Annotated in this window: 8 protein-coding genes and 1 pseudogene; 2 read left to right on the top strand and 7 right to left on the bottom strand. The window is 72.3% G+C overall.

Annotated features, from left to right (window positions below):
* The first annotated feature begins 195 nt into the window (after positions 1 to 195).
* Positions 196 to 567 carry a PRC-barrel domain containing protein gene (locus tag ACZ6KF_RS09390; protein WP_356637325.1) on the top strand — a complete coding sequence of 124 codons (372 nt, stop codon included), beginning with the start codon at positions 196 to 198 and terminating at the stop codon, positions 565 to 567.
* Between the two features lie 48 nt (positions 568 to 615).
* On the opposite strand, the gene ACZ6KF_RS09385 is transcribed toward ACZ6KF_RS09390, so the two are convergent.
* Together ACZ6KF_RS09385 and ACZ6KF_RS09380 are read right to left on the bottom strand one after the other, a co-directional pair.
* A complete protein-coding gene (locus tag ACZ6KF_RS09385) occupies positions 616 to 1050 on the bottom strand; it encodes an ATP-binding protein (protein ID WP_356637323.1) in 435 nt (144 codons plus the stop codon).
* Between the two features lie 127 nt (positions 1051 to 1177).
* On the bottom strand, positions 1178 to 3082 hold the full coding sequence (locus tag ACZ6KF_RS09380) for an AMP-dependent synthetase/ligase (RefSeq protein ID WP_469237905.1): 1905 nt from the start codon (positions 3080 to 3082) through the stop codon (positions 1178 to 1180).
* Between the two features lie 155 nt (positions 3083 to 3237).
* On the opposite strand from ACZ6KF_RS09380, the gene ACZ6KF_RS09375 reads away from it, so the two are divergent.
* Complete coding sequence (locus tag ACZ6KF_RS09375; RefSeq protein ID WP_356637319.1) at positions 3238 to 3471, top strand: DUF6480 family protein; 234 nt, start codon at positions 3238 to 3240, stop codon at positions 3469 to 3471.
* Positions 3472 to 3534: 63 nt separating this feature from the next.
* Here ACZ6KF_RS09375 and ACZ6KF_RS09370 read toward each other — a convergent pair whose 3' ends face one another.
* The 5 genes and pseudogenes from ACZ6KF_RS09370 to ACZ6KF_RS09350 form a co-directional block, all read right to left on the bottom strand.
* A complete protein-coding gene (locus tag ACZ6KF_RS09370; protein ID WP_356637521.1) occupies positions 3535 to 4623 on the bottom strand; it encodes a glutamate--cysteine ligase 2 in 1089 nt (362 codons plus the stop codon).
* A 111-nt stretch (positions 4624 to 4734) separates the two neighbouring features.
* Entirely contained in the window at positions 4735 to 6972 is a 2238-nt protein-coding gene (gene glgB / locus ACZ6KF_RS09365; protein WP_469237903.1) for a 1,4-alpha-glucan branching enzyme, read from the bottom strand.
* 4 nt (positions 6973 to 6976) lie between these two features.
* Positions 6977 to 8353, bottom strand: coding sequence for a maltokinase N-terminal cap-like domain-containing protein (locus ACZ6KF_RS09360; protein ID WP_356637517.1), 1377 nt, complete (start codon positions 8351 to 8353; stop codon positions 6977 to 6979).
* Positions 8354 to 8381: 28 nt separating this feature from the next.
* On the bottom strand, positions 8382 to 10100 hold the full coding sequence (treS, locus tag ACZ6KF_RS09355; RefSeq protein WP_469237901.1) for a maltose alpha-D-glucosyltransferase: 1719 nt from the start codon (positions 10098 to 10100) through the stop codon (positions 8382 to 8384).
* A pseudogene (locus ACZ6KF_RS09350) lies at positions 10097 to 10534 on the bottom strand (alpha-1,4-glucan--maltose-1-phosphate maltosyltransferase); the annotation flags it as partial. The pseudogene ACZ6KF_RS09350 and the gene treS, both read right to left, overlap by 4 nt.

Genomic DNA, 10534 nt, shown 5'->3' with positions numbered 1-10534 from the left:
ACCCACCGGGATTGGGCGGCCGGAAAGCGGGTACTCGACTGCATTTCCCTCGCCCCGCCCGATCGTCCGGGGACCGGCCGCCGCCGCGCCGAATGTCCCCGTGACACAGGGGTAGTTGGTGGCGTGAAGGAGCACACGGACCCGGTGGCCGGACCGCCGGTTCCGCGGCAGATCCGCGAGGGAGGACGAGGAAGCGTGACCATCGACAGAATCTGGTCGTACGCACCGGGCGCCGAGCACGCCGAGGGACAGGACCTGACGGGGTTCACCGTCGAGGGGACGGACGGCACGATCGGTCACGTCGACCGCATGGCCGATCCGCACGGCATGCGTCACCTCGTCGTCGACACCGGCGTGTGGGTGTTCGGCAGCAGCGTCCTGGTCCCGGTGGGGCTCGTCACCGGCATAGACACCGGCAACCGCCGGGTGACGCTCGCGTGCAGCAAGGCCGAGGTCAAGGAGGCGCCGCGGTTCCGCACCGACAGCGAGACCCGGCAGGCGCCGTATCTGACCGCGGTCGGCGACTACTACCGTGGCCTGCCGCCCCGCCAGGCCACCAGCGCCTGACCGGGGGCGGGCCGGACCGGCCCGCCCCCGGGGCCGGCCACGGCCCGGTCACCAGGGCAGGAAGACGTGCACGTCCTTGCCGCGCCCGTCGGGCACCACGCTGACCTGGTCGCACAGGGTCTGGATCAGGTGCCATCCGATGCCTCCTCCGCCGTGCCGCGGATGGAAGGGACGGGGCGCCGGAGGCGTGCTGCTGGTGTCGTGCACCGTGATGTGCACCCCGTCGAACGTGCGGCGCATGTCCAGGCGGAACGGGCCGGGCGCGTACTGCACCGCGTTGGCCGCCAGCTCCGTGACGACCAGCAGGATGTCGTGCCAGTACTCCGGGGCCGCGGGCGGGGAGGTGCGGGCCAGATCGCGAAGGAACTCCTCCGCGGCCAGGCGCGCGCCGGTCACGTCGTGCGGTTCGCCCGGGAAGCCGGCGCTGCGGCTCGGGGCTTGTCGGCCGGTCAGTGTGTCGTCCCAACGGGGCTCGGTTGCCATGTCACCTTTCCAGCCTCTCGCGTGCAAGGCTGTGCTCCTGTCCGTGCGGCCGTGAGGCCACTGTTGCGGGTTCCCGTCGTCACCGGGCCTACGCGTCCCGCCTGCAGGAGCTCACCGGAACGCGCCCTCACCGGAACACGTTGTCGGAGTCGTCCCAGTCGGCGGCCTCCTCCCGCGGTCCGTACCGGCCGCGGTGCGAGCGGGCCTCGTACATGGCGTCGATCTCCTCCGCGTAGGTCCGCACGATCTCGTCCCGGCGCAGCTTCATCGACGGGGTGAGCAGCCCGTTCGCCACGTCGAAGGGTTCCGGCAGCACCCGGAAGACCCGGATCGACTCCTGCCGCGACACCGCGCTGTTGGCGGCGGCGACCGCCCGCGCCACCTCCTCGCGCAGCGCGTTCTCCTCCCGCGCCTCCCGGGACGGCGCGTCCCGCTCCAGGGCCAGCGCCGCCCGCCAGTGCGTCACGAACTCCGGATCCAGGGTGATCAGCGCGCCCACGCAGGGACGGTTGTCGCCCACCACCACCGCCTGGTGGATCAGCGGATGCATCCGCAGCCGCTGCTCCAGCGCGGCCGGGGCCACGCTCTTGCCGCCGCTGGTGATGATCACGTCCTTCTTGCGGCCGGTGATCGTCAGATACCCCTCCTGGTCCAGCCGCCCGAGGTCCCCGGTGGCCAGCCAGCCGTCCGGCCCCGGCGTGGACCGGTGCGCCGCGTCGCCGACGTAGCCGCGGAACACCGAAGGACCGCGCACCAGGATCTCCCCGTCCGCGGCCACCCGGATCTCCGTGCCGGGCAGCGCCTGCCCGACCGTGCCCGACTTCTCCCGGCCCAGCGGCTGCATGGTGATGCCGCCGCTGGTCTCGGTCAGCCCGTAACCGTCGTGCACGTAGATGCCGATGCCCTCGTAGAAGAGGGACAGCTCCCGGCTCAGCGGCGAGCCGCCCGAGGTGGCCCGGCACACCCGGCCGCCCAGCACGCCGCGCAGCCGGCGGTAGACCGCGCGCTCGTACAGCGCGTGCTGGAGCCGCAGGTCCAGGCCCGGCCCCGGTCCCCGGCCGAGCCGCTGCCGTTCGGTGGCCGCGGCGAACGCCCGCGCGGTCTCGGCGGCCCGCTCGAACAGTGCGCCGCGTCCCGACTCCTGGGCCGTGCGCAGGAAATTCTTGTACATCTTCTCGAACATGGACGGCACACCGTAGAAGTACGTCGGCCGGAACGAGCGCAGCGCCGACGACAGTGCTTCCGGAGTGGGATCGGGCACATGCCCCATCAGCAGTCCGCCGCGCAGGCACAGACCCTGGATCATCAGGCCGTACACATGGGAGAAGGGCAGGAAGACGAGGACCCGGCCCTGCTCTCCGGGCCGGGCGGCCGTGTGGCCCCAGCCTGCGAGCAGGATGTCGCAGGGGCTCGCCAGGCCATGGTGGCTCAGCGCGCAGCCCGTCGCGCGGCCGGAGGTTCCGGAGGTGTAGGCGACGACCGCCGTGGAGTGCGGCGCCACGATGCGACGCAGCGAGTCGACGGTGGCCGGCGGGATGAACTCGCCGCGCGCCCGCAGCTCGGCCACCGCACCGGTGTCCAGCTGCCAGACATGGCGCAGCCGGGGCAGGGCCGCGCACACCGACCCGACCGTCATCACGCCCTGCTCGTCCTCCACCACCACGGCCACACAGCCGGAGTCCCGCAGGATCCACTCGACCTGCTCGCGCGAGGACGTCGGATGGATCGGCACGACCTCTGCCCCCACCGTCCACAGCGCATGGCTGAAAACCGTCCACTCGTAGCGGGTGCGCGCCATGATGGCGACCCGTGCGCCCGGGGCGATCCCGCAGGCCACCAGCCCGGAGGCCAGCCCGACCACCTCGTCGCGCAGCTCGGCCGCGGTGACCTCCTCCCACTCGGCGGCGAGGGGGTCGCGGCGGCGGGCGACCAGGGGGCGGTCCGGTTCCCGGACGGCGGTGTCGAAGATGCTGTCGGCGAGCCCGCCGGCCGAGGCCGGGACGGGCGGGGGAGCGAGTGCGAAGTCGGGCATGCGCTGCTGCTCCTGCGGTCTACGGGCTGTGACGGCGCCGACGGGAACGGTTATCGACGGTGGTCGAATGTAGCCCAGACCGCGGCGGTTGGCGCCGGGAACGCGGAAGTGGGACGGGTCCGATGATCCCGGTGGGATCGGGGGACTCGGAGGCCATGACGTACATCAACCCCGACCCGGAGCCCGAGCGCTCGACCGGACTGGAACCCGGCGGCGGCGTCCCCCCTGGGGAGACGCCACCCGCCGAGAGCAGCATGCCGGAGGCGGGACCCCGGGAGACGCACAATCCGACCAAGGGCTGGGCCAAGGGACCGTTGACCCTGATCATGCTCCTGGTGGTGCTGGTCGCGGCGTTCTTCCTGATCTACGCCCTGACGCTGATCTTCTGACCCGATCCCGGTCGCCGCCCCGCGAACCACGGGCCGCGGGGCGGCGACCCTCACGTGCGCCGGTCACTGCTGCGTATGGCGCACGCACTCGACGACGACCTCGCGCAGGCTGTCCGTCCGCTCCAGCAGCTCGCGCTGGATCCGGGCGCCGTTGCCGTCCCGCAGCAGCCGCTCGCACGACGACCGCGCCCGGTCCAGGTCGCCGGTGGCCGCGAGCGCGTCGCCCACATGTTCCAGCAGCGCCTCCACCACCGTCCCGGCCGGCTCCGGCCGCATCGTCGCGGGGTGCACCAGGTCCCCGGTGAGCCCCGCGCGGGCGGCCCGCCAGGAGGCCAGCCTGAGCAGGCTGACGCCGGGATCGGCCGGTTCCCGCCCCGCCCGCCACTCGTTCGCCGCCGTCTCCACCAGGGCGCGGCACAGGGTCGCGATCAGCACGGCCGTCTCCGCGTGCAGGCAGACGTCCGCGACCCGGACCTCCACCGTCGGGTAGCGCTCGGACAGGCGGGCGTCGAAGTACACCATCGCCTCGTCCAGGAGAGTCCCGGTGGCCACCATGCCGGCCACCCGCCGGTGGTAGTTCTCGGCGGACCCGAACAGCTCGGTGGGCCCGGCCGACGGCCAGCGCTGCCACACCCGGCTGCGGTAGCTGCTGTAGCTGGTGTCCTTGCCCTGCCAGAACGGCGAGTTCGCGCTGATCGCGGACAGGACCGGCAGCCACGGCCGGATCCGGTCCACCACCGCGACGCCCTCCTCGTCGGACTCGACGGAGACGTGGACGTGGCAGCCGCAGACCAGCTGCTCCTGCGGGACGATGCCGTACTGCTCCTCCATCCACCGGTAACGCTCGGTCGTGCCGATGGCGGGGCTCACCGGCAGCGGGGAGGTGGCGAGTGCGGCCACCGTGCACCCGATGTCCCCGGCGTGCCGGGCCGCCTCCCGCCGGCAGCGGGCGATCTCCGCGCCGAGGGCGCCCATGTCCGACTGGGGATGGGTGGCGAACTCCAGCATCTGCTCGTGGAGTTCCTTCTCGAACACGTCCTGGTCGGCGTCGTCCTGCTCGACCCGGGCGAGCACCGCCGCGGACCGCGCACGCGGCTCGCCGGTGTCCGGGTCGACCAGCAGGAGTTCCTCCTCCACTCCGACGGTGCGCACGTCATGCGGCCTTTCCACGAGCTGTCCACGACGCCGGGGGGTCCCGGCGTACGTCCTCGACTGCCCGCGAAAGCCGCTCGGACACCTGCCGTCCTCGCGCGGCCGCCCAGGTCAGGCGGGCCGCAGCCAGACCGTCGCCAGCGGCGGCAGGGTCAGCCGGACGCTGGCCGGGCGGCCGTGCGCGCCCTCGGCCTCCGCCTTGACCGGCTCCGGGTGGACGACGTCGCTGCCGCCGTAGCGCGCGGCGTCGGTGTTGAGGACCTCCCGCCAGGCCGGCGCGGACTCGGGCACGCCGACGCGGTAGTCGTGCCGGACGACCGGCGAGAAGTTGCTCACCGCCAGCAGCACGTCGCCCCCGGCGTCGAACCGCAGGAACGCGAAGACGTTGTCGTCGGCCGAGTCGCACGCCACCCACTGGAAGCCGGACGGGTCGGTGTCCCGCTGCCACAGCGCCGGGGTCCGCACGTAGTGGCCGTTGAGATCGCGCACCAGGTCCTGCACGCCCCGGTGATCGCCCGCGGCGCAGTGACCCGGGTCGAGCAGCCACCACTCGGGCCCGTGCTCCTCGGACCACTCGCCGCCCTGTGCGAACTCCTGCCCCATGAACAGCAGTTGCTTGCCCGGGTGGGCCCACATGAAGCCCAGGTAGGCGCGGTGGTTCGCGCGCCGCTGCCACCAGTCGCCGGGCATCTTGGATACCAGCGCCTGCTTGCCGTGCACCACCTCGTCGTGCGAGATCGGCAGCACGTAGTTCTCGCTGTACGCGTACACCATCGCGAACGTCATGTCGTGGTGGTGGTACTTGCGGTGCACCGGCTCCTTGCTCATGTACTGGAGCGAGTCGTGCATCCAGCCCATGTTCCACTTCAGCCCGAAGCCCAGCCCGCCGGCGTCGGTCGGCCGGGTCACGCCGCCCCAGGCGGTGGACTCCTCGGCGATGGTCACCACACCGGGGACCCGCCGGTAGACGGTGGCGTTCATCTCCTGGAGGAACGCCATCGCCGCGAGGTCCTCCCGGCCGCCGTACTGGTTCGGCGTCCACTGGCCCGGCTCGCGCGAGTAGTCGAGGTACAGCATCGAGGCGACGGCGTCCACGCGCAGCCCGTCGATGTGGAACTCCTCGCACCAGTAGACGGCGTTGGCGACGAGGAAGTTGCGCACCTCGGTCCGCCCGTAGTCGAACTCGTAGGTGCCCCAGTCCGGATGCTCGGCCCGCTGCGCGTTCCCGGGTTCGTACAGCGGGTCCCCGTCGAAGCGGGCCAGCGCCCAGTCGTCCTTCGGGAAGTGCGCCGGCACCCAGTCCATGATCACGCCGATGCCCGCGCGGTGCAGGGAGTCGACCAGGTACCGGAAGTCGTCCGGGCTGCCGAGCCGCGCGGTCGGGGCGTAGTACGACGTCACCTGGTAACCCCACGACCCGCTGAACGGGTGCCCGGCGACCGGCATCAGCTCGACGTGGGTGAAGCCGAGGTCCTTGACGTACTCGGGGAGCTGCTCGGCGAGCTGACGGTACGTCAGTCCCGGCCGCCAGGAGGGCAGGTGGACCTCGTACACGGAGAACGGCGCCTCGTGCACGGGGGTGTCGGCGCGGTGGGCCAGCCACTCCTGGTCGCCCCACTCGTAGTGCGACGCCGTCACCACCGACGCGGTCGCGGGCGGCGCCTCCGCCTCCCGGGCCATCGGGTCGGCCTTCAGGAACCGGTGGCCGTACTGGGAGGTGATCTCGAACTTGTACCGGGCGCCCTCGCCGATCCCCGGCAGGAACAGCTCCCACACCCCGGACGCGCCCAGCGACCGCATCGGGAACGCGGTGCCGTCCCAGCAGCAGAAGTCCCCGGCGACCCGCACCCCGCGGGCGTTCGGCGCCCACACCGTGAACCGGGTGCCGGCGACGCCCTGGTGGGTCATCGGCTCCGCGCCGAGCGCCCGCCACAGCTGCTCGTGCCGGCCCTCCCGGATCAGATGCAGGTCCAGCTCGCCGAGCGCGGGCAGGAAGCGGTAGGGATCGTGGACCTCGTGCTCGGCGTCCTCGTACGCCACGAGCAGCGTGTACGCCGGGATCTCGTCCGTCGGCAGCACCCCGCTGAACAGGCCGTCGCCCTCGGAGACGAGGGCGAAGCGCTCGCCGCCGGCCAGCACCGTCACCGCGCGGGCGAAGGGGCGCAGCGCCCGGACGGCGACGCCGTCGGGCACCGGGTGCGCCCCCAGCAGGGCGTGCGGGTCGTGGTGGGAGCCGGACAGCAGCCGGCCGCGGTCGGCGGGGTCCAGGGGAGGGGCGCAGCCGCCGGACCGGTGGGCGGGCGGGCGCGGGCCGGAGGCCTCGGGGAGTGAGGTGTCGCGCAGGGCCACGGTGTCAGTCTCCTCTCACGGCGAGTCGTTCGATCGCCGCCATCGGTACGGGGAGCCAGTCCGGGCGGTGCCTGGCCTCGTAGAGCACTTCGTAGACGGCCCGGTCGGTCTCGTAGGCGCGCAGCAGTCCGTGCTTCTTTCGCGGATCCCAGCCGGCCCGCGCGGCGTAGCCGGCGCAGTAGGCCTCCCGGCAGCGGCGTGCCCACTGGGGCCGCCACGGGCGGCGCTGCCGGGCCGCGTAGTCGAAGGAGCGCAGCATGCCCGCGATGTCCCGGACCGGGGACTGCGCGGTGCGCCGCTCGCTCAGCGGGCGGGAGGGCTCGCCCTCGAAGTCGATGACGAACCACTCGCGGCCCGCCCGCAGCACCTGGCCCAGGTGCAGGTCGCCGTGGATGCGCTGGGCGGGCGGGCCGGGGTCGCAGGTGAGCAGTGCGCTGAACGCGGTCCGCAGCCCCGGCACGAACGGCCGCAGCCCGGGCACGCTGTGCGCGGCGGCGTCCAGCCGCTCGGCCATCGCGGAGGCCGTGCGGCCGTTCTCGCAGCGCCCGCCGGCCGGGAAGGCGGCGGCCAGGGCCAGGTGCACCTCGGCCGTGGCCCGGCCCAGCTCATGGGCCTCGGCGGTGAAGTCGTCACCGGTGGCGAGCGCCCGCAGGGCCAGCGTCCAGCCGTCGGAGGCGTCGCGCAGGAACGGCTGGAGCACACCGAGAGTGGCCTTGTACGGCCGGGTGGTGCGGAACCAGGCCACGGGCGCGGGCACCCGGGCGCAGCCCTGCCCGGCCAGCGCGCCCGGCACCTCCAGGTCCGGGTTGACGCCGGGCTGCACCCGTCGGAAGACCTTCAGGATGAACTCGTCGCCGTACACCAGTGAGGAGTTCGACTGCTCGGCGTCGAGCACCCGCGGCGTGAGCCCGGCGGGCACCGGCGCGGCCGGGTCGCACTCGAAGCGCAGAGGGCCGGCCGTGCCCGGGTGGCGCAGCCGCTCCAGGAGCAGATGCGCCGAGCGCGGGTCCAGGAGCGCGTCGTAGACCGTCATGCCGGCCAGCGGCCCCTCCTGGGGGCGGCCGATCAGGGCCCGGCCCAGGCGGGGTGACGGGTGTTCCCGCACGCCCAGCAGCAGCTGGTAGCAGTCGCCCGGCGGGGTGGCGCCGCCCGGCGCGGGCACCCCGGCGTGCGGGACGCCCATGTGGCCGGCGTGCACCAGCAGGTGCAGACAGCCCGGGAACAGCTCCGTCAGCGACAGCAGCCGCAGGTCGGTGACGGGCCGGTCCTTCCCGGCGAACCAGCGCCGGCCGGGCAGCCACTCGCGCAGCAGCCCGTCCAGCGAGGCCATGGGATGGGTGAGCCCCGTACCGCTCGGGCGGAGAGGTGCGGTCTTCGTCATGGTGACGCCTCCTTTCGTCGGCGCACGCTCACGATCGTCGGCCGATGCGAGATGCGACTCGGACGAGCCGGAACCAGTAGAAGCCGTGGCCCCCGAGGGTCAGCAGATAGGGCAGTTCGCCGATGGCCGGGAAGCGCACCCCGCCGAACAGCTCCACGGGATGGCGCCCGGCGAACTCGCGCAGGTCGAGCTCGGTCGGCTGGGCGAAGCGGGCGAAGTTGCTGACGCACAGGACGAGGTCGTCCTCGTACTCCCGCAGGAAGGCGAGCACCGCGGGATTGGAGGACTGCAGCTCGGTGTACGAGCCCAGCCCGAAGGCGGGGTTCTGTTTGCGGATCTCGATCATCCGGCGGGTCCAGTGCAGCAGCGAGGAGGGCGACGCCATGGACGCCTCGACGTTGGTGACCTGGTAGCCGTAGACCGGGTCCATGATCGTCGGCAGTGTGAGCCGGCCCGGGTCGCAGGTGGAGAAGCCCGCGTTGCGGTCCGGGGTCCACTGCATGGGCGTGCGGACGGCGTCGCGGTCGCCGAGCCAGATGTTGTCGCCCATGCCGATCTCGTCGCCGTAGTAGAGGATCGGCGAGCCAGGCAGGGACAGCAGCAGCGCGGTGAACAGCTCGATCGTGTGACGGTCGTTGTCGAGGAGCGGGGCGAGCCTTCGGCGGATGCCGATGTTGGCGCGCATCCGGGGGTCCTTGGCGTACTCGGCCCACATGTAGTCGCGCTCTTCGTCGGTGACCATCTCCAGGGTCAGCTCGTCGTGGTTGCGCAGGAAGATGCCCCACTGGCAGCCCGACGGGATCGCCGGCGTCTTGGCCAGGATCTCGGAGACGGGATAGCGCGACTCGCGGCGCACGGCCATGAAGATGCGGGGCATGACCGGGAAGTGGAAGGCCATGTGGCACTCGTCGCCGCCCGCGGCGTAGTCGCCGAAGTAGTCGACGACGTCCTCCGGCCACTGGTTGGCCTCGGCCAGGAGCACCGTGTCCGGGTACAGCGCGTCGATCTCGCGGCGGACCCGCTTGAGGAACTCATGGGTGGCGGGGAGGTTCTCGCAGTTGGTCCCCTCCTCCGCGTAGAGGTAGGGCACGGCGTCCAGGCGGTAGCCGTCGATGCCCAGATCCAGCCAGAAGCGCAGGGCGGCCAGGATCTCCTCCTGCACGGCCGGGTTCTCGTAGTTGAGGTCCGGCTGGTGGGAGAAGAAGCGGTGGAAGAAGTACTGGCCCCGCACCGGGTCGTACGTCCAGTTCGAGGACTCGGTGTCGACGAAGATGATGCGGGCGTCCTGGTACTGCTTGTCGTCGTCGGCCCACATGTAGTAGTCGCCGTAGGGGCCGTCCGGGTTGTTGCGGGACTCCTGGAACCACGGGTGCTGGTCGCTGGTGTGGTTCATGACGAAGTCGATGATCACGCGCATGCCGCGCTGGTGGGCGGCGTCCACGAACTCCACGAAGTCGGCGAGGTCGCCGAACTCGGGCAGGACGGCGGTGTAGTCGGAGACGTCGTAGCCGCCGTCCTTGAGGGGGGACTTGAAGAAGGGCGGCAGCCACAGGCAGTCGACGCCGAGCCACTGGAGGTAGTCGAGCTTGGCGGTCAGCCCTTTGAGGTCGCCGACGCCGTCGCCGTTGCTGTCCTGGAAGGAGCGGACGAGGACCTCGTAGAAGACCGCGCGCTTGAACCACTCGGGGTCGCGGTCCTTGGCCGGGGTGTCCTCGAACGTGTCCTGTACGGGCTCGTTGACGGTCATGACGCTGGGGACCCTCCGATCTGCGGCGAGGCGGGCGAACGCCGGACGTGGAACACATGGGCGCAGGCCCGGCCGGGCTGCAGACGCACGTAGTTGTTCCGGCTGCCCCATTGATACGTCTCGCCCGACAGTTCGTCGTGGACGGACACGGAGGCGTGCGGGTCGAGTCCCAGGTGCGCCATGTCGAGCGAGACGGTGGTCTCGCGGGTGCGGTGGGGGTCGAGGTTCGCGACGACCAGAACGGTGTCGGCGCCGGTGCGTTTGCTGTACGCGATCACCGCGTCGTCGTCGGCCGTGTGGAAGCGCAGGTTCCTCAGCCCGCGCAGCGCCGGGTGGCGGCGGCGGATCTCGTTGAGGCGGGTGATCAGGGGGGCGATGGTGCGGCCCTCGCGTTCGGCGGCGTCCCAGTCGCGGGGGCGCAGCTGGTACTTCTC

The sequence above is a fragment of the Streptomyces sp. NPDC046379 genome, assembly GCF_055587785.1.
The sequence above is the reverse complement of the archived record's forward strand: the minus strand, read 5'-3'. Positions and strand labels throughout refer to the sequence as shown.